The organism is Mycobacterium barrassiae (genome assembly GCF_025822765.1).
Lineage (GTDB): Bacteria > Actinomycetota > Actinomycetes > Mycobacteriales > Mycobacteriaceae > Mycobacterium > Mycobacterium barrassiae.
Genome location: NZ_JACKUK010000027.1, coordinates 111,061 through 136,133, shown reverse-complemented (window position 1 = coordinate 136,133; position 25,073 = coordinate 111,061). Strand labels below are relative to the sequence as shown.

At 66.8% G+C, this 25,073-nt stretch carries 15 protein-coding genes; 6 read left to right on the top strand and 9 right to left on the bottom strand.

Annotated elements, in window-relative coordinates:
• Both H7J93_RS17665 and H7J93_RS17660 read right to left on the bottom strand, forming a co-directional pair.
• On the bottom strand, positions 1-3,657 hold the full coding sequence (locus H7J93_RS17665; RefSeq protein ID WP_372507944.1) for a multifunctional oxoglutarate decarboxylase/oxoglutarate dehydrogenase thiamine pyrophosphate-binding subunit/dihydrolipoyllysine-residue succinyltransferase subunit: 3,657 nt from the start codon (positions 3,655-3,657) through the stop codon (positions 1-3).
• A gap of 226 nt (positions 3,658-3,883) precedes the next feature.
• Positions 3,884-4,624: a hypothetical protein gene (locus tag H7J93_RS17660; RefSeq protein ID WP_267307585.1), complete on the bottom strand. Its 741-nt coding sequence runs from the start codon at positions 4,622-4,624 to the stop codon at positions 3,884-3,886.
• Positions 4,625-4,778: 154 nt separating this feature from the next.
• On the opposite strand from H7J93_RS17660, the gene H7J93_RS17655 reads away from it, so the two are divergent.
• Positions 4,779-6,098: a multidrug effflux MFS transporter gene (locus tag H7J93_RS17655; RefSeq protein WP_267307584.1), complete on the top strand. Its 1,320-nt coding sequence runs from the start codon at positions 4,779-4,781 to the stop codon at positions 6,096-6,098.
• Between the two features lie 130 nt (positions 6,099-6,228).
• Positions 6,229-8,154 (top strand): MFS transporter, encoded by a 1,926-nt coding sequence (locus H7J93_RS17650; RefSeq protein WP_267307583.1) that lies wholly within the window; start codon positions 6,229-6,231, stop codon positions 8,152-8,154.
• A 100-nt stretch (positions 8,155-8,254) separates the two neighbouring features.
• Here the strand turns inward: H7J93_RS17650 and H7J93_RS17645 are convergent, their stop codons facing one another.
• From H7J93_RS17645 to H7J93_RS17635, 3 genes are all read right to left on the bottom strand, one after another.
• Entirely contained in the window at positions 8,255-9,601 is a 1,347-nt protein-coding gene (locus H7J93_RS17645; protein ID WP_276022122.1) for an FAD-binding oxidoreductase, read from the bottom strand.
• Between the two features lie 2 nt (positions 9,602-9,603).
• Positions 9,604-13,026 (bottom strand): TM0106 family RecB-like putative nuclease, encoded by a 3,423-nt coding sequence (locus H7J93_RS17640; RefSeq protein ID WP_267307581.1) that lies wholly within the window; start codon positions 13,024-13,026, stop codon positions 9,604-9,606.
• 106 nt (positions 13,027-13,132) lie between these two features.
• Positions 13,133-13,663: an LppP/LprE family lipoprotein gene (locus tag H7J93_RS17635; RefSeq protein ID WP_267307843.1), complete on the bottom strand. Its 531-nt coding sequence runs from the start codon at positions 13,661-13,663 to the stop codon at positions 13,133-13,135.
• A 112-nt stretch (positions 13,664-13,775) separates the two neighbouring features.
• Here H7J93_RS17635 and H7J93_RS17630 point away from each other — a divergent pair, with 112 nt between their 5' ends.
• From H7J93_RS17630 to H7J93_RS17620, 3 genes are read left to right on the top strand one after another with little or no spacing between them, the layout of a single operon-like run.
• Positions 13,776-15,464, top strand: a complete 1,689-nt coding sequence (locus H7J93_RS17630) for a DEAD/DEAH box helicase (protein WP_267307580.1) — start codon at positions 13,776-13,778, stop codon at positions 15,462-15,464.
• The gene (locus tag H7J93_RS17625) at positions 15,461-16,603 is read left to right on the top strand and encodes an acyltransferase family protein (RefSeq protein ID WP_267307579.1); all 1,143 of its coding nucleotides are present in this window, start codon (positions 15,461-15,463) and stop codon (positions 16,601-16,603) included. The genes H7J93_RS17630 and H7J93_RS17625 overlap by 4 nt, the downstream gene beginning before the upstream one ends.
• Before the next feature lie 27 nt (positions 16,604-16,630).
• A complete protein-coding gene (locus H7J93_RS17620; RefSeq protein WP_267307578.1) occupies positions 16,631-17,350 on the top strand; it encodes a siderophore-interacting protein in 720 nt (239 codons plus the stop codon).
• A 4-nt stretch (positions 17,351-17,354) separates the two neighbouring features.
• On the opposite strand, the gene H7J93_RS17615 is transcribed toward H7J93_RS17620, so the two are convergent.
• From H7J93_RS17615 to H7J93_RS17600, 4 genes are all read right to left on the bottom strand, one after another.
• Positions 17,355-17,939: a TetR/AcrR family transcriptional regulator gene (locus H7J93_RS17615; RefSeq protein WP_267307577.1), complete on the bottom strand. Its 585-nt coding sequence runs from the start codon at positions 17,937-17,939 to the stop codon at positions 17,355-17,357.
• The gene (locus H7J93_RS17610; protein ID WP_267307576.1) at positions 17,939-19,180 is read right to left on the bottom strand and encodes a cytochrome P450; all 1,242 of its coding nucleotides are present in this window, start codon (positions 19,178-19,180) and stop codon (positions 17,939-17,941) included. Before H7J93_RS17610 ends, H7J93_RS17615 begins: the two co-directional genes overlap by 1 nt.
• Before the next feature lie 93 nt (positions 19,181-19,273).
• Positions 19,274-20,641, bottom strand: coding sequence for an FAD-binding oxidoreductase (locus tag H7J93_RS17605; RefSeq protein ID WP_267307575.1), 1,368 nt, complete (start codon positions 20,639-20,641; stop codon positions 19,274-19,276).
• A gap of 22 nt (positions 20,642-20,663) precedes the next feature.
• Complete coding sequence (locus H7J93_RS17600) at positions 20,664-22,319, bottom strand: L-lactate permease (protein WP_267307574.1); 1,656 nt, start codon at positions 22,317-22,319, stop codon at positions 20,664-20,666.
• A gap of 130 nt (positions 22,320-22,449) precedes the next feature.
• Between H7J93_RS17600 and H7J93_RS17595 the strand changes: the two genes are divergently transcribed.
• Positions 22,450-25,068, top strand: a complete 2,619-nt coding sequence (locus tag H7J93_RS17595; protein ID WP_267307573.1) for a LuxR C-terminal-related transcriptional regulator — start codon at positions 22,450-22,452, stop codon at positions 25,066-25,068.
• Positions 25,069-25,073 lie beyond the last annotated feature (5 nt).

Genomic DNA, 25,073 nt, shown 5'->3' with positions numbered 1-25,073 from the left:
TTAGTCGGCGAACGCCTCGTCGATGATCTCCTGCTGCTCCACCGCGTGCACCTTCGACGACCCCGACGACGGCGCCGACATCGCGCGCCGTGAAATCCGCGTGATGCCGGACAGCTTGTCCGAGCACACCTCCGGAAGCGTCAGCCCGAACGTCGGCCATGCGCCCTGGTTGGCCGGCTCCTCCTGAACCCAGAAGTACTGCTCGGCATTCGGATACTGCTCCAAGGTCTCGTTGAGCCGACGCTTCGGCAACGGCGCGAGCTGCTCGATGCGGACGATCGCGACATCGTCGCGTTCGTCCTTGTTCTTGCGCGCCGCCAGCTCGTAGTAGATCTTGCCGCTGGTCAACAGGATCCGCTTGACCTTGCTGCGGTCACCCGTGCCGTCGGTGTAGGTGGGCTCTTCGATCACCGAGCGGAATTTCGCCTCCGTGAACTCCCGAAGATCGCTCACGGCAGCCTTGTTGCGCAGCATCGACTTCGGTGTGAAGACGATCAACGGCCGATGGATGCCGTCCAGGCCGTGCCTGCGTAGCAGGTGGAAGTAGTTCGCGGGTGTCGACGGCATCGCGATCGTCATCGACCCCTCGGCCCACAGCAACAGGAACCGCTCGATGCGGCCCGAGGTGTGGTCTGGCCCCTGCCCCTCATGGCCGTGCGGCAGCAGCAACACGACGTCGGACAGCTGGCCCCACTTGGCTTCACCCGAGCTGATGAACTCGTCGATGATCGATTGCGCGCCGTTGACGAAGTCGCCGAACTGCGCCTCCCACAACACAAGTGCATCGGGGTTGCCGACGGAGTAGCCGTACTCGAAGCCGACCGCCGCGAACTCCGACAGCGCGGAGTCGTACACCATGAACTTGCCACCCGTCGGGGTGCCGTCGGGGTTCGTGGTCAGCAGCTGCAGCGGGGTGAACTCCTGCCCGGTCGACCGGTCGATGATCACCGAATGCCGCTGGGTGAACGTGCCGCGACGGGTGTCCTGCCCGGACAACCTGACCGTCTTGCCTTCTGCCACAAATGATCCCAGCGCCAGCAGCTCCGCGAACGCCCAGTCGACCTTGCCCTCGTAGGCCATCTCGCGGCGCTTCTCCAGTACCGGCTTGACGCGAGGATGCACGTTGAAGCCTTCTGGGAACGCCAGGTGAGCGTCGCCGATGCGGGCCAGCAGCGACTTCTCCACCGCGGTCTTCATCCCTGCGGGCACCATCTGGTCGGACTCCACCGACGTACTCGGGGCGATCTCGTGTTTCTCGAGTTCACGAACCTCGTTGAACACGCGCTCGAGCTGCCCCTGATAGTCGCGCAGAGCGTCCTCGGCTTCTTTCATCGAGATGTCGCCGCGGCCGATCAGCGCTTCGGTGTACGTCTTTCGCGAACCACGCTTGGTGTCGATCACGTCGTACATGTACGGCTGCGTCATGGACGGGTCGTCGCCCTCGTTGTGCCCGCGCCTGCGGTAGCACAGCATGTCGATGACGACGTCCTTCTTGAACTTCTGCCGGAAGTCCATCGCCAACCGCGCGACCCAGACACACGCCTCCGGGTCGTCGCCGTTGACGTGGAAGATGGGCGCGCCCACCATCTTCGCGACGTCGGTGCAGTACTCCGAGGAACGCGAATCGCTCGGCGACGTGGTGAAGCCGATCTGGTTGTTGACGATGATGTGGATCGTTCCGCCGGTGCGGTAGCCGCGCAGCAGCGCCAGGTTCAGCGTCTCGGCCACCACACCCTGTCCGGCGAACGCGGCGTCGCCGTGCAGCATCATCGGCACGATCGAGAACTGCTTGGAACCGTCGACCTCTTCACCGACGTCGAGCAGGTCCTGTTTGGCGCGAACCAGACCCTCGAGCACCGGGTCGACGGCTTCGAGGTGCGACGGGTTGGCCACCAGCGACACCGCAATGTCGTTGTCGCCGAACATCTGGATGTAGTTGCCGCTCGCGCCGAGGTGGTACTTCACGTCACCCGAACCGTGGGCCTGCGACGGGTTCAGGTTGCCCTCGAACTCGCTGAAGATCTGCGAGTACGGCTTGCCGACGATGTTCGCGAGCACGTTGAGCCGGCCGCGGTGGGGCATACCGATCACGACCTCGTCGAGACTGTGTTCGGCGGCCTGGTCGATCGCGGCATCCATCATCGGGATGACGGTTTCGGCGCCCTCGAGCGAGAACCGCTTCTGGCCAACGTATTTCGTCTGCAGGAAGGTCTCGAACGCCTCCGCGGCATTGAGCTTCGACAGAATGTACTTCTGCTCGGCGACGGTCGGCTTCTCGTGTTTGACCTCGATGCGCTCCTGCAGCCACTTCTGCTGATCGGGTTCGAGGATGTGCGTGTACTCGACACCGACGTGGCGGCAGTACGCGTCGCGCAGCAGCCCGAGCACGTCGCGCAGCTTCTTGCGCTCGGCCCCGGCGAATCCGTTGACCTTGAACTCGCGGTCCAGATCCCACAGCGTCAGGCCGTGGCTGTTCACGTCGAGGTCGGGGTGGCTGCGGAACCTCGTCTGGTCCAGCCGCAGCGGATCGATGTCGGCCATCAGGTGGCCGCGGTTGCGGTAGGCCGCGATCAGCTCGAGAACGCGGCCGTTCTTGTCCTCGATCGAGTCGGGATTGTCGGTGCGCCAGCGCACCGGCTCATAGGGGATGCCCAACTCGCGGAAGATCTCGTCGAAGAAGTCGTCCGACAGCAGCAGTTCGTGCACCGTGCGCAGGAAGTCACCGGACTCCGCGCCCTGGATGATGCGGTGGTCGTAGGTCGACGTGAAAGTGACCAGCTTGCCGACACCGAGTTCGGCGATGCGCTCCTCGCTCGCGCCCTGGAACTCGGCCGGGTACTCCATCGCCCCGACGCCGATGATCGCGCCCTGGCCGCGCATCAACCGCGGCACCGAGTGCACGGTGCCGATGGTGCCGGGGTTGGTCAGCGAAATGGTCACGCCGCTGAAGTCTTCGGCGGTCAGCTTGCCGTCGCGGGCGCGCCGCACGATGTCCTCGTAGCCGGCGAGGAACTGACCGAACCGCATGTTCTCGCAGTTCTTGATACCTGCGACGACGAGCTGGCGGTTGCCGTCCTTGCCCTGCAGGTCGATGGCGAGACCGAGGTTGACGTGCTCCGGGGTGATCGCGGTGGGCTTGCCGTCGACCTCGGCGAAGTAGCGGTTCATGTTCGGGAACTGCTTGACCGCCTGCACCACGGCGTAACCGATGAGGTGCGTGAAGGAGACCTTGCCGCCGCGGGTGCGCTTGAGGTGGTTGTTGATGACGATCCGGTTGTCGATCATCAACCTGGCCGGGATGGCCCGCACGCTGGTCGCGGTCGGCACCTCCAGCGAGGCCGACATGTTTTTCACGACCGCGGCCGCGGCTCCGCGCAGTGTTTGAGTCTCAGCGCCCTCCGGCGGTGCCGGGGCTGTCTTCGGCTTCGCCGGCGCGGCTTCAGCCGGCTTCTTGACCTTGTCCTTGACGGGCGCGCTCTTGCTCTCGGTTGCTTTCGGCGGCGGCGCGGGTGCGGGTTCGGGCGGTGCTACCGGTGCAGGCGTGCGCTGTCCGTTGCTGGTCTGACTGTCGGTGGTCGGCTCGGGGGAGTAGTCGACAAGAAATTCATGCCAACTCGGATCTACCGACGAGGGATCCTCGCGGAACTTGCGATACATCTCCTCGACCAACCACTCGTTCTGTCCGAATGGTGAAGGTGAGCTCACGGTAGCTACTCGCCTCGATTCCTTCGACTCAGGCGAACGCGCCAGGCGCTCGCCGCCCATAATCTGCTGCAGTCATCGGGTACCCGCTATCTGCCGACTAAAGGCTATCCCTCCCGCAACACCCACACCATGACAACGCATTTATGGTCGTTGTGGTCTGCCGCACCCCCGGTCGCGGCTAGTTCCGCGGCGGCGGCAGGACGTGAATGGTCGCCGGCCAACGCGACGGCGGAGTGCCGAACGCATTGCGCGCGTTGGACACGATGCGCTTGCCCATCAACCTGTTGCCCACACCGCCGACGACGGCGCCGATGCCGACCGGCAGCAACTTCCCGAACGCGATCGCGCCCCGCTTGAGCGTGTAGCGCTTGAGGAAGTACTTCAGCAGCCGCGAGTTCAGTTGCGATACGGCGGGCAACGGAAGCGTCGCCGCACCGTCGGCGATCCACGAGCCGCTCGTGCGGCCGGGCCCCAACAGATCGGCCACCGCGTGCTTGCTGTCCTCGCCGACCAGTACCGCCAACACCAGCGCGCGTCGGCGCTCCCGATGATCGGCGGGGATCGCGAACACCTCCGCGACCGCCAGCACGTACAGCGTCGTCGCCTCCAGAAAGACCACCGTCTCCCCGGCGACGGCCGACATCGCGGCCAGCGTCCCGATCCCGGGGAACGCCGCCGCGGAGCCGACGGCCGCGCCGCTGGCCATCACCGCGGCGATGTACTGCTTCTCGAGTTTGGTGACGATCTCCGCCGGTGTCGTACCGGGGCTCTGCTGGCGAAGGCGCTCGACGTAGGCCTTGACCGCTGGCCCCTGAACGCGGGCGCTGCGTTCGATGATCGCCGTCAGCACCTTCGCCGCGGCACTCGGACTCTCGTCCACGGTTGCGGGCAGATTCTTAGCGCTCGACCGGGCACTCATGGCGGCCTCCCTGTCCTTACGGCTGGCCTTTCAGGCTAGCCCTATGTGAACGCACGACGACCGGCTACGGGTGCCCGGACGTGATCGCGCTCACTGTCAGGGAAATGTCGCGGAGGCGGGAAGAAAATATTGAGAAGCGACGCTAACCATTTTCATGGCAACATCACCCTCCGTGGATACGACGGCTGCTGAATCGACGACCTCCGGGGTGGCGTCGACGCCTGGCCGCGTCCGGATGGTGATCATCCTGGGGCTGATGGTCGCGCTGGGCCCGCTGACCATCGACATGTATCTGCCCGCGCTGCCCAAGATCGGTGAGGACCTCGGAGTCTCGTCGTCGGTCGCGCAGCTGACGCTCACCGGGACCCTTGCCGGTCTTGCCCTCGGACAGCTGATCGTCGGCCCGTTGTCCGACTCGCTGGGCCGTCGTCGCCCGCTGATGGCCGGAATCGTGCTGCACATGCTGGCGTCCCTGCTCTGCCTGTTCGCGCCGAACGTGGCGGTGCTCGGCGTGGCGCGCCTGCTGCAGGGGGTTGGTGCCGCCGCGGCGATGGTGGTGGCATTCGCCGTCGTCGGCGACCTGTTCGCCGAGTCGGCCGCGGCGACCGTCATTTCGAGAATCATGCTGGTGCTCGGCGCCGCCCCGGTGATCGCGCCGTCGCTCGGCGCGGTGGTGCTGCTGAAGGCCTCGTGGCATTGGGTGTTCGCCGTGCTGGTGGTGATGGCGGGTGCGCTGTTGTTGGTGGCCGCGCTGGCCCTGCCCGAGACACTGCCGGAGAAGCATCGACGGCCGCTGCATGTGCGCAGCATCGGCGCCACCTACATCGAGGTGCTGCGCGACGTCCGCTTCGTCGTGCTGGCCCTGGTCGCCGCGCTCGGCATGTCGGGCCTGTTCGCTTACATCTCGGGCGCAGCCTTCGTGCTGCAGGGCCATTACGGGCTGGATCAGCAGGTCTTCGCGCTCGTCTTCGGGGCTGGGGCTTTCGCGCTGATCGGGGCGACGCAGTTCAACGTCGTGCTGTTGCGTCGGTTCCCACCGCAGCGCATCGCATTGTGGGCGCTGGCCGCGGCGTCGGCCTCGGGCGCCGTGTTCGTCGGGTTGGCGGTGACGCATACCGGTGGACTGTTCGGCTTCGTACTGCCCGTCTGGGCGATCCTGGGCGCGATGGGCCTGGTCATTCCGAATGCGCCGGCGGTGGCGCTGTCACGGCATCCCGACGCGGCAGGCACTGCGGCGGCAGTGCTCGGCGCCGCCCAGTTCGGCCTGGGCGCCGCCATCGCACCGCTCGTCGGTGTGCTCGGCAACGACGAATTTGCTCTCGCGTTGGTGATGACGGTCGGTATGGTGATCGCGTTGTTCGCTCTGTCGCTTACGCTGCGCGTGGGGGGCCAGTCGGCTGGAACGTCGGTACCTGGCCCTGGGAACAGAGCACAAGACGGCGTCATCGGCGACGCCGTCCCTGAGCCGGCCTGACAGTAACCCTGGCGGTATTCCTGGCTTGTCGGGATCAGCCGCCGTCCGTAGCGTCGGCTGGATCGTTGAGTAATTAGTCGATGTGATGGATCAGACCCTGACTTCCCGGCACGACGACCGTTCCTCCGGGATGCGGTCAGCCGCAGCGAATCCGTGGCACGCGTTGTGGGCGATGCTCGTCGGCTTCTTCATGATCCTGGTCGACGCCACCATCGTCTCGGTCGCCAATCCGTCGATCATGACCGCGCTCGGCGCCAGCTACGACTCCGTCATCTGGGTGACGAGTGCCTACCTTCTCGCCTACGCGGTGCCGCTGCTGGTGGCGGGTCGGCTCGGCGACCGGTTCGGACCCAAGAACCTTTACCTGCTTGGTCTGACGCTGTTCACGATCGCGTCGCTGTGGTGCGGGCTGGCCGACACCATCGGCATGCTGATCGTCGCCCGCGTCGTGCAGGGCCTCGGGGCCGCGCTGCTGACGCCGCAGACGCTGTCGACGATCACTCGAATCTTCCCTGCCGAGCGCCGCGGGGTGGCGATGAGCCTGTGGGGTGCGACCGCGGGTGTGGCGACTCTGGTCGGCCCGCTGGCCGGCGGTGTGTTGGTCGACGGGCTTGGTTGGCAGTGGATCTTTTTCGTCAACGTGCCCGTCGGCATCTTCGGTGTGGTCCTGGCCGTGCGGTTGATCCCCGACCTCGACTCGCAGATGCAGCGTTTCGACCTGCTCGGGATGACGCTGTCCGGGATCGGTCTGTTCATGATCGTGTTCGCCCTTCAGGAGGGCCAGGCGCACGACTGGGCGCCGTGGGTGTGGGGCACCATCGCCGGCGGCATCGGCTTCATGGCCGCATTCCTGTTCTGGCAGTACGCCAACCCCACCGACGCCCTGGTCCCGCTGCGGATCTTCAGCGACCGCGACTTCTCGCTGTCCAACATCGGTGTCGCGACAATCGGTTTCGTCGTGACAGCGATGATCGTGCCGGTCATGTTCTACGCGCAGCAGGTGTGCGGACTCTCGCCGACGCGTTCGGCGCTCGTGGTCGCCCCGATGGCGGTCGCCTCGGGTGTGCTCGCACCGCTGGTCGGGCGGATCGTCGACCGGTCGCATCCACGTCCCGTGATCGGTTTCGGGTTCTCGCTGGTCGCGATCTCGATGACGTGGCTGTCCTTCGAGATGACGCCGGTCACCCCGATCTGGCGAATCGTGTTGCCCCTGACGGTCACCGGCGTCGGAATGGCGTTCATCTGGTCGCCGTTGGCCGCGACCGCCACCCGCAATCTGCCGCCACATTTGGCGGGCGCGGGTTCCGGTGTCTACAACACGACCCGTCAGGTCGGTTCGGTGCTGGGCAGCGCGGGCGTGGCAGCGTTCATGACATGGCGGATCGGCGATGAGTTGCCGCCGACGGCCGTGGAATCGGCCCGTGGCGACGACGTCGCGGCGGTGTTGCCCACGTTCCTCCAAGCTCCGTTTTCCGCCGCCATGTCGCAGACGCTGCTGCTGCCGGCGTTCATCGCGTTGATCGGCGTCGGTGCGGCGCTGTTCTTCCTCGGTTTCGGGGATGGTTCCAGCGATCCGCGATCGACTGTCCTCGACTCCGAAGGTGTCCCCGCCGATCCGGATGATGGATACGCCCCCGACCACGACGAGTACGTGGAGTACACGATCTCGTGGGATGACGATGAACCGGTGGCTACAGATTCCGCGCAGGAGCGGCATACCGAGCCGCTGGCTTCCCGCGTCCCGCAGGTGATGCGTCCGCCCAACGATGTGTGGCATGACGAGCCGGACCCCGAGGCCGACGCGCCGCGCTGGCGACAGCAGGAGAGGATCCTGGATTTTCTGCGCTCCGAGTCCGAGGTCGATGAGCTGATCGGATTCGCGCACAACGGATTCCACGTCGACAATGCCCAACGCTTCCAGCCGCTGCCGCGAGTCGACGACGCCCCGCCCGCCGGCCGCCACGCGCGGCACCGCAGCGCCGATGACGACTTTGAGCCGCGACAGTTCTGGTTCGAGTCCAGCGGTAGGCATTCCCGCAACGATCCCGACAACTAGATTTTTCTCCGCGAGCTAGGCCCACACGCAGTCGGGGATCGCGAAACCCCCATATTCGGTGGAAATAGGGGGTTTTCGCGTCTTCTCGCGACGGGGCGGACTAGCCGAACAGCACCGCGGGGTTGAGATAACCGGTCGGATCGAACGCCGCTTTGACAGCCCGCATCGCGGCGATGTCGGACTCGGTGCGCGACATCCCCACGTAATCGCGTTTGCGGGTACCGACGCCGTGCTCGGAGCTGACGTTGCCGCCGAGGCGCGCGATCAGCGCCATCATCGCCGAATACAGCGCGTGTTCGCGGTCGGCGTCCAGCTCGCACCGCACCAGGTTGAGATGCAGATTCCCCTCGCCGATATGTCCGAACAACACCGGGATGGCATTCGGGGCCTGCTCGGCGACCAGCTCGACGGCTTGGCCGGCAAACGCCGCGATGGCCGAAAGGGGCAGCGAGACATCGAATTTCAGCGGCGGGCCGTACACACCTAGCACCTCGGCGATGGCCTCGCGTACCTGCCAGAGCCGCTGCTGAGCGGCGGCGTCGACACCGACTGCAGGCTCGCCGACCAGCTGAGCTTCCTCGAGCGCCTCGGCGAGCCGTTCGGTCTGGTCGGTGTCGCCGACGAGTTCGATCAGCAGCTGCCACGCGCCGTCGACGGGCGCCGACACTCCCGCGTGTTCGGCGGTCAGGGTGCTGGCGCGGGCGTCGATCAACTCCAACGCCGCGATGCCGTCCATCTCACGGAAGACGCGACCCGTCTCGATGAGCGAGTCAAGATCGGCGAACCCGCAGATCGCCGTGACCCGGCTCTTCGGCGCGGGATGCAGCCTCAGGTCAAGACTGGTGATGACGCCGAGCGTGCCTTCGGCGCCGATGAACAGCGAGGCCAGGTCGTAGCCGGTGTTGTCCATGCGGACCTGACTGTGGCGGCGCACGACGCTGCCGTCCGGCAGTGCCACGTCCAGTCCGATGACCTGTTCACCCATGTTGCCGTACCGGACCGTGCGCAGCCCGCCGGCGTTCGTCGACGCCATCCCGCCGACGGTCGCCGAGTCGCGGGCCGCCAGATCGACACCGAACACCAGCCCAGCCGTCGACGCCGCCCGCTGCACTTCGGCGAGCGTGACGCCGGCGCCGACCCGGATTCGCCGTTCCACCGCGTCGACGTCGCCGATGTCACGCAGTCGCTCGGTCGACAACAACACGTCGTCGTGTTCGGGGACCGTCCCGGCCACCAGTGAGGTGCGGCCGCCCTGGACGGTGACATACACGCCCGCATCGCGGCATTCGCGCAACACCGCGGCGACCTCGTCGGCGGAGCCCGGCCGCACGAGCAGAGCGGCCCGCCCGCGGTAGCGCCCGGTGTGGTCCACGCTGCGGCTGGCGAGCACGTCGGCGTCGGCGCTGACATAGCCGGGTCCGACGATCTCGGCCAGCCGCTCGGTCAAGCTCACCCCGTGGGTTTATCACACGGCGAAAGCGACAGGTACGCGCCCAGCTCGACGAGGCGGTCGGGGGAGCCGGGCAGGTATTCGGTCAGCAGCGGCGACTGCACGATGACACCGAGGTACTTGGCGCGGCTCACCGCGACATTGAGTCGATTCCGGTTGAGCAGGAATGCGATTCCGCGCGGGACGTCGTCGGCTGACGAGGCCGTCATCGAAATGAACACCACCGGCGCCTGCCGGCCCTGGAACTTGTCGACGGTGCCCACCTCGACGTTGGTCAGCCCCGCGCTGTCGAGCCGCCTGCGCAGCGTTACAACCTGTGCGTTGTAGGGCGTGACGACCAGCACGTGTTCCTGTGCCAGGGGCACCGTGTCGTTCTTGTCGGTCCAGTCGGTGCCGAGCAGACCGCCGATCTCGGCGACGATCGCATCGGCTTCCTCGGGACTTTCGGTGGAGTTGCCGGTGTGCTCGACGGTCAGCACGCGCACCCCTGGCGGCTGTCCGGCGAGGCAGCGCGCCGTGGTGACCTCGTCGTACGACTGCAGGCGGCCGTCGTAGGCCAGCCGTGAGACCGCCGCGCAGACCGCCGGGTGCATGCGATACGACCGATCGAGGAAGTAGCCGAATTCGGCTGGCAGCGTGTGCCTTCCGTCGATGAGCCAGCCCAGCGCGGAGGTGTCGACGGGTTCCGGGTGGGTGCCCTGGCTGACCTGCGGCAGCTGCTGCGGGTCGCCGAGCAACAGCAGATTGTGAGCCGACGGCGCGACCGCGATGGTGTTGGCGAGGTTGTACTGACCCGCCTCCTCGACCACCAGCAGATCGAGCGACCGTCGCGGAATCTTGTTGGCGTTGGCGAAGTCCCACGCCGTACCCCCGACGACACAGCCGATTTTCCGATCGGCGTGGTCGGCGATGTAGCCGGCGAACTCGGGATTTTCCAGATCGGTCCAGCCCGAGTTCACGGTGTTGAGCTTCTTGGCGACCTGGTTCCCGTCGACCCCGGCGTCCAGCACGTCGCGGAACAGGTTCTCCACCACCGCATGCGACTGCGCGACCACGCCGATACGCCACGCGTGCTCGTTGACCAGACGCGCGAGCACCCTCGCCGAGGTGTACGTCTTTCCGGTGCCCGGCGGCCCGTGCACCGCGAGATAGGACGAATCGAGATCTCGAAGCGCGGCGGTCATGTCGTCGATGATCACGCCGCTGCGGGGCAGGCCGCCGCCGCTCTTCGTGCGCGGGGGGCGCCGCAGCAGGATGTCGGTGACGGCGTCGCAGGGCAGGTTCGGCAGGCCCACCGCCACTGCTGACGCAGTCTCCTCGATCGATTCCCGCAGCGGTTTGGTGTTGAACGGTGGACCCGGTGTCAGCGCGAACGGCAGCTGGTCGAAGACATCGCCGCCCTTGGGTTGTTTCTCGATGATCAGCGCCTCGGTGGGCGCCTCGGGGTTGTCGCATCCGACGACTGTCACCGTTCCGAAGCCGCGCCGGTCGGGGTCGTCGGACAGGCCGGTGGGTGCGGGCGGGTCGTACAACGCGTACATCTCCTGGCACAGTTCGCCGTTCGCGATGCCGCCGATCAGTCGGACGTGCCGTTGCGGCTTACGCGCTTTCGGTGGCTGGTGCCAGTCGTTGACGATGACCGCGTCGTCGGCGATGAACACGTCGCTGTTGTCCGCCCACTCGTCGACAGGGTTGTTGACGCGGTCGAAGTGGCTCCACCAGAACGGCTTGTCCTCCCGACGGTGAAAACCCCTGGCGGCGGCCACCATTGCCACGGCGGTCTGCTCGGCGGTGCGCGGCGCGACGCCGTCACCCGCGAACTTCAGTAGCTTGCGGTCGAGATCGTCGCCCAGTTCGATGACTTCCTCGTCGCGCACCGGCTGCGGACCGCGCGGTGGGACACCGGATTCGATGGCGCGCGCCATCAACCAGTCGCGCAGGCGGCGCGTCGATCGGCAGTCGTAGACGTTGTAGTCCTCGATCTTCTTGAGCACTCCCGCGGCCTCCTCGGCCCGTCCCTCATCGCGCAGCGCGCAGTAGCGCGCGTACTGGGTGATGGAATCGGCGGCCGTGGTCACCTCGCCGCTGCGCAGCTCGTTGCCCATGTACAGCGGTTCGAGTGATTTGATGCTGTAGTTCTCGGTGCCGACCCGAATGCTCTTGCGCACCAACGGGTACAGGTCCACCAAGATGCCGTTGCGCAGCAGATCGTCGACGTCGTTCTCACCGACGCCGTAACGGCCCGCCAGCCGGAGCAACGTGCTCTTCTCGTACGCCGCGTAGTGGTAGATGTGCATGTCGGGGTAGCGCTTGAGCCGTTTGCGCACCATCGCGAGGAAGTCGATCAGCGCCTGGCGTTCACTGGCGCGGTCGTGTGCCCAGAACGGATGGAACTCGTCGTTGACGGTGAGCACACCCCACAGGTACTCCAGGCCCCAATCGCGGCCGTCGACGGTCCACAGGGGGTCACCTTCGAAGTCGAAGAACAGGTCACCCTTGTTCGCGTCCGGCAGCACCATCAACGGCTGCGCGTCGACGACCTGATACGGCGGCTTACCGTCGACCCGCGGTGCGATCTGCAGCCGTGCCTGCTCCGTCAACGCCGCCACGGTGCGCGCCGACAGTTCGGGCACGGGGCCGGTATGCGCGGCGAGGTCGGCGACCGTGGTGATGCCCGCGTCGATGAGACGTGCCCGCTGGCTCACCCGCATTCCGGCGACGAGCAGCAGGTCGTCGTTGGCGCGGGCCTGAATCTCGCACTCCGGGCAGCGGAAGCACGCCCGCACCTCCTCGTCCTCCCACGCCACCGCGGTACCGGAGGCGAGATGGTCGTCGAGCAGCTTCTGCAGAGCGGTGCGCCTGGCCAGGTACACCGGAAGAATCTCGTCGACGCGATATGTGGCGGTGGCGCCGTCGCCGAGCACCAACTCGACCTCGGACGCCACCGGGACGCCTGCGCGGATCAGGGCGTCGGCGTACGCGGCGAGCTGCAGGAGCGCCTCCACCTTGACCGAACGCGCGAGCTTGGTGTCGCGCAACCGGTACTCGTCGGAGTCGAGCACCAGGAAGTCGGCGAAGCCGGCGAACCGGCCGTCGAACATCGAGGCCTGGTAGATCACCGGCGCCCGGCGTTCGACGGCACGCATGGTGGCCTCGGCCGCCGCGGTCAATCCGTCGACGGTGTAGGGCGGCCGACCGATGATCGCGACGTTCTCCCGGTTCAACTCACGGAGCTCGTCGAGGTGGCGCTGCTCGTGTTGGTCGCCGAGCTCGGCGGTGCGGGCGAGCAATTCGTCTTCGACGGTGACGGCGGGCCCCCGGCCCAGTTTGGCGTCGAATGCACGCAGCAGGGCGTACTCACAGCGGGCTGCCGCTGCGAGGTCCGAGGCGCTGTAGATGACGCTGTCGCCGGAGACGAACACGCTGCCACTGTAGGTGAGCGCGGCGACATCTCATGCCCGCCGAGACTGCTGACAGATCGCGATTACACGCTCAGACGCGATCTGTCAGCAGTCCCGGCGGAGAAAGCTAACCCGTGTTGCCGATCAGCTCCACACCGTTGCCGTTCCAGCGGAACCGCACCACGCTGTCCAACCCCGAAGCGCCGTTCGAATACCGCAGCGCGACGGTGTCTCCGGTGCTCACGGCGTTGTCAATGCCGTTGAAACCGTAGGTGTCCGGCACGCCGGTGGGAATGAACTTGCCGAGATGGAACATCACGGCGCGGGTGTTCGGGTTCTCCGCGTTGGTGTTGGCCTTCACGATCACCACGGACAACTGAGCACATTCGTTGTAGTTGCCCGCCAGCGGCTCGGGATTCCAGCCCTGATTGCTGCGTGGGTCGCGCGGCAACTCCGACACCGCGGCGGCGATCGCGGGTGCGGCCAGGTTGACGCCGCACGGATCGGCGGTATCCGCGGCGGGGCTCGGTCCCGACGCGATCGGCGCGCTCGGCGGTGCAGTGCTGACCTGGGGCGCAGTTGGTCCGGGAGTCTTGGAGGCGGTGGAGTCGCTCGATCCGCACCCGCTAACCGCCGTTGCGATCCCGACTGTCAACATCCCAATCACGACCGCCGACTTCACGCTGCGCAACGGTACCGAAACCCGGCACGGTGATCTCGCAGGCCGCGCGGCGGGTCGGGCAGGTGACGGGCACTAGACTCGACGACTGATGACGTCCTCCGACCCGGACGCGAGCCGGGAAGATCTGACCTTCGACGACCTGCAGATTCACCCTTCGGTGCTGCGGGCTATCGGCGACGTCGGATATGAATCGCCCTCGGCCATCCAGGCCGCCACCATTCCGCCGATGATGGCCGGCTCCGATGTCGTCGGCCTCGCGCAGACGGGCACGGGTAAGACCGCGGCGTTCGCCATCCCGATCCTGTCGAAAATCGATCCCGGCAAGAAGGACACCCAGGCGTTGGTGCTGGCGCCGACGCGAGAGTTGGCATTGCAGGTCGCCGAGGCGTTCAGCCGCTACGGTGCCCATCTGCCCCAGATCAATGTGCTGCCCGTCTACGGCGGCTCGTCCTACGGTCCGCAGCTTGCGGGTCTGCGGCGCGGCGCCCAGGTGGTGGTCGGCACTCCGGGTCGGGTGATCGACCATCTGGAGAAGGGCACGCTCGATCTCACCCACCTCGACTATCTGGTGCTCGACGAGGCCGACGAGATGCTGCAGATGGGTTTCGCCGAGGACGTCGAACGCATCCTCGCCGACACCCCCGAGTACAAGCAGGTGGCGTTGTTCTCCGCCACGATGCCGCCCGGCATCCGCAAGATCACCAAGAAGTATCTGCACGACGCCGTCGAGGTGTCGGTCAAATCGAAAACGGCCACCGCAGAGAACATCACGCAGCGCTACATCCAGGTCGCCGGTCCACGCAAGATGGACGCCCTGACCCGTCTCCTCGAGGTGGAGCCGTTCGAGGCGATGATCGTCTTCGTTCGCACCAAACAGGCCACCGAGGAGGTCGCGGAGAAACTGCGGGCCCGCGGTTTCTCGGCGGCCGCGATCAACGGTGACATCCCGCAGGCGCAACGTGAGCGCACGATCACCGCGCTCAAGGACGGCACCATCGACATCCTGGTCGCGACGGACGTCGCGGCCCGCGGGTTGGATGTCGAACGCATCTCGCACGTGCTGAACTACGACATTCCGCACGACACCGAGTCCTATGTCCACCGCATCGGGCGCACCGGTCGCGCGGGTCGCTCGGGACAGGCGCTGCTGTTCGTGTCGCCGCGGGAGCGGCACATGCTCAAGGCGATCGAGAAGGCGACCCGTCAGCAGCTCACCGAAGCCGAACTGCCCACGGTGGAGGACGTCAACGCACAGCGGGTGGCGAAGTTCCGCGACTCGATCACCGACGCGTTGACCGCCCCGGGCTTCGAGTTGTTCCGGCGGATGATCGAGGACTACGAACGCGAGAACGACGTCCCGATGGTCGACATCGCCGCGGCGCTGGCGGCGCAGACGCGCGACGGCGAGCAGTTCCTGATGAAGGAGCCGCCGCCGGAGAAGCGTCGCGACCGCCCGGAACGCGCCGACCGCGAGCGCGGGCCGAAGCAACGCAAACCGGGGCAGGGCTTCGCGACGTATCGGATCGCGGTGGGTAAGCGGCACAAGGTGAGTCCCGGCGCGATCGTCGGCGCCATCGCCAACGAGGGCGGTCTGCACCGCAGCGACTTCGGGCACATCTCGATCCGGCCCGACCATTCCTTGGTGGAACTGCCCGCCAAACTGTCGCGTGACACCGTGAAAGCCTTGGAGCGTACCCGCATTCAGGGCATCCTGATCAATCTCCAACCCGATCGTCCGCCACGAAAAGGCGGGAAATCCGGCCACAAGTCCAAATGACCCTGTCCGGCAGCGTTGACGCACAGGGCGGTCTGGAGTCCGTCGGTAAGCCTGAGCGCGTCGCCTCGCTGACCGGAGTTCGCGCGGTCGCGGCGCTGCTGGTCATGCTGACCCACGCCGCCTACACCACCGGCAAGTACACGCACGGCTACATCGGCCTGGTCTGGTCACGCGCCGAGATCGGTGTGCCGGTGTTCTTCGTGCTCTCCGGGTTTCTGCTCTTCGGTCCGTGGGTCAAGGCGGCCGCGACGGGCGGTGCGCCGCCGTCGGTGCGCCGCTACGCCTGGCACCGGGTGCGACGCATCATGCCCGCCTACGTCGTCACCGTGCTGGCCGCATACCTGCTGTACCACTTCCGCACCGCGGGGCCGAACCCCGGACATACCTGGGAAGGCCTGTTCCGCAACCTCACGCTGACTCAGATCTACACGGACAACTACCTGTATTCGTTTCTGCACCAGGGACTTACGCAGATGTGGAGCCTGGCGGTCGAGGTCGCGTTCTACGTCGTGTTGCCGCTGCTGGCGTATCTGCTGCTGGTGCTGCTGTGCCGGCGACGGTGGCGACCCGGCCTGTTGCTGACCGGCCTCGGCGTTCTGGCGTTGATCAGTCCGGTGTGGCTGATCCTGGTGCACACCACCGACTTTCTGCCCGACGCCGCGCGACTCTGGCTGCCGACCTATCTCGTCTGGTTCATCGGCGGCATGGTGCTCGCCGCGCTGCAGCCGCTGGGAGTTCGGGCGTATGGACTCGCGTGCATTCCGCTCGCGGTGATCTGCTACTTCATCGTGTCGACTCCCATCGGCGGGGAGCCCACCACGTCGCCGACCGAACTGCGCGAGGCATTGGTGAAGACGGGCTTCTACGCGGTGATCGCGACGCTGATGGTGGCCCCGCTGGCGCTGGGGGACCGCGGCCTCTACGCGCGGTTCCTGGCGTCGCGCCCCATGGTGTTCCTCGGCGAGATCTCCTACGAGATCTTCCTGATCCATCTGGTGACGATGGAACTGGTGATGGTCGAGATCGTCCGGTACCCGATCTACACCGGCTCGATGTGGTGGCTGTTCATCATCACGTTCGTGGTGACGGTGCCGCTGGCCTGGCTGTTGCACCGCTTCACCCGCGTGCGCACCAATTGACGCTCGTGTTAGGGTACCCTAACTTGTATGTCCGAAACGAAGCTCTCGCGTGGACTGCCCGGCGCGGTGCTCAAGCTGCTGGGCGCGGGTGATCACACGCTGACCGTCACGGAACGACACCACCTCAGCCCGCACTACCTGCGACTGACCTTTGCCGCCGACGGCCTCCTGGCCGCGCATGCGCTGCACCCGACGATGTGGATCCGGATGTGGTTCGCCGACGGGGACAAGCTGCACCAGCGCGGGTACACGCTCGTCGACCCCGACCCGCAGGCGGGCACGGTGTCCATCGAGTTCGCACTGCATGACGGCGTCGCGGCCAACTGGGCGCAGAACGCGCAGCCGGGGGACACCGTCGACGTGACGGTGCTCGGCAGCAATTTTGCGCTGCCCCAACCGGAGCCGGCGGGCTACATCATCGTCGGCGACACCGCCTCGCTACCCGCGATCAACTCGCTGCTCGACGCGATCGGAGACACGCCGTCATGGGTGTTTCTCGAGGCCGCTCACGAGGACGACAAGCAACTGCCGGTCCGTGGTCGCGCCGCCGACGTCGAGTGGGTCGACCGCAAGAACAACGGCGAGGCGCTGATCCAGGTGATCAGCTCGTCGGTGTTCGACGCCTCCGACCACTTCGGCTGGGTGGCGTGCGACAACCGCACCACCCGCGCGGTCGCCAAGGTGCTGCGCGAGGACTACCGCATACCGCGCAAATCCATCAAGGCTCAGGCGTATTGGGTGGCCTGACGTCCTAGCCTGGCGTGGCCTGTGTCGACGGCACCACGATCGGTACCACGAACTCCTCGATCATCGCGCGCTCGTCGGCCTCGTCGTGACCGGGGAAGACCAGTAGCGACGTGATCACCCGTACCAGCCAGCGGGCCCGGTGCGTGACGAGCTTCGGATCGTCGGGCGCCAAGGAGATGACGAACGCCTCGGTCAACGTCCTGATGACCTCCGACTGCTCAGCGATGTCGCCGCCGATCGGGCGCTGCGTCATCGCGAACCACGATGACAGCGCGGGACTTTCACGGACATTCCGCAGGGATGTCAGTATGCCCTCGACCAGGCGTTCGCGCGGATCGTGCAGCGCGTTCAGCTGATCGGTCATCTCGCGGTAGAGCCGGTACGACTCACGGTGCACGTACGCGGTGTAGAGCGCCTCGCGGTTCTCGAAGTACCGGTACAGCGTCGCACGGGAGCAGCCTGCCGCCGAGGCGATTTCGTGCATGCCGACGGTCGCGGCCTCTTTCTGGGCGAACAGTTGGTCCGCCGCGTCGAGGATGCGGTCGGCGGCCACCTCGGTGCGCCGCTCGGCCAACCAGTCGCCGGCCATCAGGCGACCACCCTGAACGGAACCGAGAGGGGGCGGCGTACGTAACTTCCTCCGGCCCAGACGATTCCGTCCTCGTCGACCTCGAAGTCGGGAATGCGTGTCAACAGCTCCGTCAGCGCGACTCGCGACTGCATACGCGCGGCCGCCGCGCCCAGACAGTGGTGGGCGCCGTGGCTGAAGGTCAGAATGTTGCGCGGTTTGCGCATCACATCGAGGTCACCCGCGTCGTCGCCGTACTGGCGTTCATCGTGGTTGGCGGACCCGTAGAGAAGCATCGCGCGCCTGCCTTCGGGGATGGTGGTATCGCCGATCGCGACATCTCGGGTCACCGTCCGGCCGAGCATCTGTACCGGTGAGGTGAGGCGCAGCAACTCGTCGATCGCGTCGGGGATCAGATCAGGGTTGTCGGCCAACAGCTTTCGCTGATCGGGCCGCTGGTGGAGCAGCTGTACCGAGCCGCCGAGCATGCCCGTCGTCGTGTCGTTGCCTCCGGTGACCATGGTGAACGTGAAAGCGAGAATCGACAGCACACCGGCGATGTCGCCGTCGGCGCCGATCCCGGCCGCCACCAGATGGGAGACCGTGTCGTCCTCGGGCTCGGCGCGGCGCTTCTCGATCAGCGCGGTGAAGTAGGCCATCATCTCGCCGAGCGCATCGCCGAGGTCGCCCAGCGCCGCCGTAACGCCGCCCTCGACGGTGTTGCCCGCGACGATCGCCTCGGTCCACCCGTCGAACTTGTCGCGATCCCCTTCGGGCACACCGAGATAGTGCGCGACCACCATCGACGGCAGCGGCTTGAACAACTCGGCGACGATGTCGCCGCCGCCGTTGGACCTGATGCGCTCGATCCGCTCGACGACGTATTCGCGCACCTTCGGTTCGACGGCCTCGACCTGCCGAGGTGTGAAGCCGCGCGACACCAACCTGCGGAACTCGGTGTGCACCGGCGGATCCTGCATGACCATCGGCGGATTGTCGGCCAGTCCGATGAGATCGAGTTCGCCGTAGTTGACCGTCAGACCCTGCGCCGACGAGAACGTCTCGTGGTCGCGCGCCGCCGCGAAGATGTCGGCGTGCCGCGACAACACGTAATAGTCGTGATCGGGTCGGTCGGGGGGCACGACGTGGTGCACGGCATCGTGGTCACGCAGCGCCCGGTACATCCCCCAGGGGTTCGCCCACGACTCGGCGGTCGCGAGTTCAAAGCGGGGTCGAGAGCTCTGAGACAGAGCAGCTGTCATGTCTCATTGGTACGACAGCCCATATGATCTTGTCAATAGAATTGCGATTTGTGTGCGAAAACGAGCGCTCAGCGCTCCCGAATGCACACAACATCAGATCGCGGCGCCGGGGTTGAGGATGTTGTCCGGGTCCAGGGCCGCCTTGATTCGCCGGTTGAGTTCCATCGCCTCCGGGCCGATCTGCCCCTCGAGCCATGGCCGTTTCAAACGACCGACACCGTGCTCGCCGGTGATCGTTCCGCCGAGTCCGACCGCCAGATCCATGATCTCGCCGAACGCCTGATGGGCGCGTTCGGTCATGGCCGCATCGGCGGGGTCGTAGACGATGAGCGGATGCGTATTGCCGTCGCCTGCGTGCGCGATCACCGAGATCAACAGGTCGTGATTGGCGGCGATCTTCGCCACCCCGCTGACCAGCTCGGCCAACGCAGGAAGCGGGACGCCGACGTCCTCCAGCAGTAGCGAACCCTTCAACTCCACGGCGGGGATGCAGAACCTGCGGGCCGCGACGAAGGACTCACCCTCGTCCGGGTCGGATGTCGAAAAGACTTCCTTCGCACCGTGTTTCGTGAACACATCGGCCATGAACTCGGCATCCTCGATACCCGAGACGCCACGATCGTCCGTCGCGGCCACCATCATCGCGGCGGCGCTGCGGTCAAGGCCCATCCGCAGTTTGTCCTCGACGGCGTTGATCGACACCGAATCCATGAACTCCAACATCGACGGCCGCATCTTGCCGGTGATCGTGACGACGGATTGCGCCGCGGCTTCGACCGAGTCGAAGGAAGCGACGACCGTGCTGGCGACCTGTTGCGGTGGCAGCAGACGCAGTGTCACTTCGGTGATGACGCCGAGCGTGCCCTCACTGCCGACGAACAGCTTGGTCAGCGACAGCCCCGCGACGTCTTTGAGCCGTGGCCCGCCGAGCCGGACCGCGGTGCCGTCGGCGAGCACCACCTCGACACCGAGCACGTAGTCCGTCGTGACCCCGTACTTCACGCAGCACAGCCCGCCGGCGTTGGTGGCGATGTTGCCGCCGATGCTGCAGATCTCGAACGACGACGGATCCGGCGGATACCACAGCCCGTACTCCGCGACGGCCTTCTTGACCTCGGCGTTGAGCAGACCGGGCTGTGTGACAGCGGTGCGGGTGACGGGATCGACGGTGATGTCGCGCATCTTCTCGGTGGTCAGCACGATCGCGCCGTTGAGAGCCGTTGCGCCGCCGGACAGCCCGGTGCCCATGCCGCGTGGCACGACCGCGATCCTGTGGGCGGTGGCCCACCGCAGCGTCGCCTGTACGTCCGCGGTGCAGCGCGGGCGCACCACCGCCAGCGGTGTGCCCGCACTCGGATCGAAGGCGCGGTCCTGCCGGTAGGACGCCAGGATGTCGGGATCGGTGACGACGGCGCCCTCAGGCAACTCGGCGATCAACCGGTCCAGCACATCCGCGCTCACGGGTTGATCCTACAAGCCCGCATCACGGCACCATCCAGTCCAGTACGGGCGACGCCTGCAGCCCCGAGAGGATGCACATCAGGAGCAGGAACCCAAGGCTCCACAGCACGACGCGGCGGAAGATGTCGCCTTCCTTACCGTCGAGACCGACCGCGGCCGCCGCGATCGCCAGGTTCTGCGGTGACACCATCTTGCCGAGCACGCCGCCCGAACTGTTCGACGCCGCCATCAGCACATCCGACAGCCCGGCTTGATTGGCGGCGGTCACCTGCAACGCGCCGAACAGCGAGTTGGATGAGGTGTCGGATCCGGTGACCGCGACACCGAGCCAGCCGAGGATGGGCGACAGCACCGCGAACGCGCCTCCCGCGGCCGCCATCCAGGTGCCGAGCGTGATCGTCTGGCCCGACACATTCATCACGAACGCCAGCGCCAGCACCGCCATGACGGTCACGATCGCCCACCGGAGTTGGTGCAGTGTCGCACCATAGGCTTTCAGCGCCCGCGGCACCGACAGTTTCAACGCCACCATCGTGAGGATGCCCGCGAAGAGCATCTGGGTGCCCGGAGTGGTGAGCAGGTTCAGGCTGAACTTCGTGAGCGACAACGGATCACCGTCCGGGTCGACGATGTGGAGCCCCGGCCAGTTGAACGCGACCGTGGCCTTGTCGAGGAAACTCTTCACCGCCGAGATCTGACACACGACGAAAACCGCGATGATGATCGCGTACGGCGCGTACGCCCGGATGACGTCGGCGCGCGAATCGGCGCGGGCATCGGCGTTCTTGACCCGCTGCGCGAAATCGGGTGGCGCATCGTTGGCCGCGCCACCCGCAACCGCCGCCGGCTGCTCGGTGTACGCGTGCCTCGGTCGCCAGAATCGCACCAGCGCCACCACCGCCGCCGCGGACAGCAGCGACGCCACGACATCGGCCAGCGGCACCGACAGGAAGTTCGACGTTGCGAACTGACTGAGCGCGAACACCACTCCGCAGACCACCGCCGCCGGCCAGGTTTCGCGGATGCCGCGCAGGCCGTCGACGATCGCGACCAACGCCAGCGGGACGAACAGCGCCAGGATCGGCGTCTGCCGCCCCACCATCGCGCCGAGCGTGTCGGCGGGCAGCTCCGTGACCTTGCCCAGCGTGATGATGGGTGTGGCCATGGCGCCGAACGCGACGGGCGCCGTGTTGGCGACCAGCGCGATGACGGCGGCCTTCAGCGGCTTGAAGCCGAGCGCCATCAGCATCACCGAGGTCACCGCGACCGGTGTGCCGAACCCGGCCAGCGCCTCGATCAAGGCGCCGAACGAGAACGCGATGATGATGGCCTGGATCCGCTGGTCGTCGCTGACTTGGCTGAACGATCTGCGCAAGACGTCGAAATGTCCCGTCTCCACGGTCATCTGGTACACCCAGATCGCGTTGATGACGATCCACAGAATCGGGAAGAACCCGAACGCGGCGCCCTCGCTGCCTGCGAGCAGTGTCTGTCCGACCGGCATGCCGTAGACCACGATGGCGATCACGATGCTGACGGCCAGCGAAATCAGCGACGCCACCCACGCGGTCACCTTCAGCGCGCCCAGCATGACGAACAGCAGCAGCAGCGGTATCGCCGCGACCACGGCACTCCACGCGAGCGAGTTGGCAACCGGATCAAGGACTTGCTGGTACATGGCCTGCCTTCGTTGTGGTCCGCATCACATCCAGTCCCGGTTACCCCGCACGCCTCGCACGTGAAACGCCGCGGCGGCAATCCCCGTCATTCGCAGTCGCTACCAGGCCAGACGGGGTTATAGTCGCGCCGTGATCAGCGGGGATCCGCTGGCGGGTCGCGACGGTGAGCTCTCGACAATTCGGCGCGCGCTCAGCGGAAGTAGGGGTTGCGGCGTCGTGATCGTGGGGGCCGCGGGCGTCGGGAAGACCCGGCTCGCACGCGAAGTACTCACGCGCGCCGAGGCTGCCGGCGAACGTACGAACTGGATCGTCGGCACCGAATCCGCGCGGGCGCTTCCGCTCGGCGCGTTCACCGCGCTGATCAGCGATCCGCAGGGCGATCCCCTGCCCAACGTGCGGCACGTGATCAATTCCCTTGTCGCCCAACATCGTCAGGGCCGGATCCTGATCGGGGTCGACGACGCCCACCTGCTCGACGGACTGTCCGCCCACGTCGTCCATCAGCTCGCGCACAGTCGTGGCGCCCGCCTCGTGGTGACGTTGCGCGCGGGTGCAGAACCGCCCGACGCGATCACCGCCCTCTGGAAGGACGGCCTGCTCACGCGCCTCGACCTGGAGCCGCTGACGGTCGAGGCGACGGGCGTCGTGATCGAGGCCGCCCTTGGTGGCGCCGTCGACGCCCGCAGCGCGCGCCGCTTCTGGAAACTCACCGGCGGGAATGCGCTGTTCCTGCATCAGCTCGTCAACGACCAGGTGGCCGCGGGCCGGATGCGAAGGATTTCCGGCGTCTGGATGTGGGACGGCGACGTCGCGGTGTCGCAGAGCATCAGCGACATGGTCGGCAGGCAACTGCACGAACTAACGCCGGAGGTGGCCCTCGTCGTCGACACCCTGTCTCAGTGCGAGCCGCTGGCGGTCGATGTGCTCTGCGATCTGGTGGGACGGGACGATCTCGAGATCGCCGAGCAGATGCACCTGATCACCATCGAGCGCTCCGGCGGTCGACTGATGGCCCGACTCGCGCATCCGCTGTACGGCGAACTCCGCCGGGCGGGCGTCGGCGAGATGTACCTGTCGAAGATCCGTGGTCGGCTGGCGCAGCGGCTGGCGAGAGATCCGGACGTCGATTCGCAGGCGACGGTGCGCCGGGCCCTGCTCGCGCTGGAGTCCGACCAACCCGCGGATCCGCAGCTGTGCCTTTCGGCGGCGCAGTACGCGATGAGGCTGCTGGACCTCGAATTGGCCGACCGCTTCGCCGCTGCGGCAGCGTCGGCGGGCGCGCCCGACGCCCTCGGCGTGCGCGCGATGAACCTGTTGCTTCTCGGCCGCGGTCCGCAGGCGGAGGAGGTGCTGCGGGCGATCGGTGACGATGGCGCCGAAGGGGCGCACCAGTGGGCCACGTTGCGCGCGGCGAACATGGTCTGGATGCTCGGCCGCTGCAGTGACGCCGCGGACCTGCTCGAGGAACTGGCTCGTGGTGAGGAGTCACCCGCCGATGTCGCCGCGCGGAGAGTGATAGAGGCGTGCGTCGACGCGGCGTCCGCCCGGTGTGACGCTGCGGCGGAAAAAGCCATAGCGGTACTGGATTCCGGCGTGTTGTCGGATTTTCACGCGATGATGGCCTCGGTGGCATTGACAATGGCGCTCGGCGCACTGGGCCGGGGAGACGACCTCACCGCCGTGGCACAAGCGGCCCTCGACCGGTCCATCACGTCATTCCAGGCGTCGCACATGCGGTTCTGGTTCGGCAGCGTCTACGCGAGGGCGTGCAGGCTGACAGGTCGGATCGACGAATGTGTGGCGATGGTCGAACGGCTCGCCGACTCGGCACATGAGGTCCCCAGCCTGGCCTACGCCAACCTGGCCTCCCTGATGGGGGTCTCCGCGCTGATGCGCGGTGACATCCGGTCCGCGGTGAAACTCCTACACGAGGCACTTGCCGGTGCCGAAAGACACGGTGTCACAACCGGTTTACGTCCTGCCACTTGCTTCTCGCTGGCCGAGGCGCACGCGAAACTCGGCGAGGCGGCAGCCGCCAAGGAGGCGATCGTCGAGGCGCAGGCCGGCGTTCCGCCCGACTATCTGTTCATGCAGACCGCGCTGAGCATCGCCACGGGGTGGTCACTGGCCGCGAACGGGTGCATCAGTGAGGCGGTCACCACCGTGCAGTCGGCCGCGGCGGTGGCGCGCGAACGCAATCAGCCGACCCACGAACTGGCGTGTCTGCAAGTCGCCGCGCAGTGGGGTGCCACATCGGGAGCTTCGCGTGCCCGCGAGCTCGCCGACGAGTTGCGCCTGCCGCTGGCCAAAGCCGTTGCCCGGCACACGGAATCGCTGGCGGCCAACGACGGCGAAGGTCTGCTGGCGGCGTCAGATGAGTACCAGACGATCGGGGATCGCGCGGCGGCCGCAGACGCCGCCGCGCAGGCGGCAGTGGCGTTCACCGGGGCTCAGCAGCGCAAGCGCGGACTGTGGGCCGCCGCGGTCGCGAAGGAACTCAGTGACGCCTGCGGTGGGCTGTGCACGCCGGCATTGCGCAGTCCGGCGGGTCAGCCGCTGACGGGTCGCCAGCGCGAGATCGTCGAGCTGGTGCTGGCCGGTCTGACCAACCGCCAGATTGCCGACCGGCTGGTGATGTCCGTCCGCAGCGTCGAGGGCCACGTGTACCGCGCGTGCCAACGCGTCGGCGCGAGCTCACGTGAGGAACTGGCCGCAATCGCCCGGGCCGGTCCGGCCGCAGCACGCTAGGAGGT

Excerpts from the sequence above, each read along its gene's own strand:
- H7J93_RS17665 (WP_372507944.1), bottom strand. The coding sequence starts at position 3,657 with ATGTATCGCAAGTTCCGCGAGGATCCCTCGTCGGTAGATCCGAGTTGG.
- H7J93_RS17660 (WP_267307585.1), bottom strand. The coding sequence starts at position 4,624 with ATGAGTGCCCGGTCGAGCGCTAAGAATCTGCCCGCAACCGTGGACGAG.
- H7J93_RS17655 (WP_267307584.1), top strand. The coding sequence starts at position 4,779 with ATGGCAACATCACCCTCCGTGGATACGACGGCTGCTGAATCGACGACC.
- H7J93_RS17650 (WP_267307583.1), top strand. The coding sequence starts at position 6,229 with ATGCGGTCAGCCGCAGCGAATCCGTGGCACGCGTTGTGGGCGATGCTC.
- H7J93_RS17635 (WP_267307843.1), bottom strand. The coding sequence starts at position 13,663 with ATGTTGACAGTCGGGATCGCAACGGCGGTTAGCGGGTGCGGATCGAGC.
- H7J93_RS17630 (WP_267307580.1), top strand. The coding sequence starts at position 13,776 with ATGACGTCCTCCGACCCGGACGCGAGCCGGGAAGATCTGACCTTCGAC.
- H7J93_RS17625 (WP_267307579.1), top strand. The coding sequence starts at position 15,461 with ATGACCCTGTCCGGCAGCGTTGACGCACAGGGCGGTCTGGAGTCCGTC.
- H7J93_RS17620 (WP_267307578.1), top strand. The coding sequence starts at position 16,631 with ATGTCCGAAACGAAGCTCTCGCGTGGACTGCCCGGCGCGGTGCTCAAG.
- H7J93_RS17615 (WP_267307577.1), bottom strand. The coding sequence starts at position 17,939 with ATGGCCGGCGACTGGTTGGCCGAGCGGCGCACCGAGGTGGCCGCCGAC.
- H7J93_RS17610 (WP_267307576.1), bottom strand. The coding sequence starts at position 19,180 with ATGACAGCTGCTCTGTCTCAGAGCTCTCGACCCCGCTTTGAACTCGCG.
- H7J93_RS17600 (WP_267307574.1), bottom strand. The coding sequence starts at position 22,319 with ATGTACCAGCAAGTCCTTGATCCGGTTGCCAACTCGCTCGCGTGGAGT.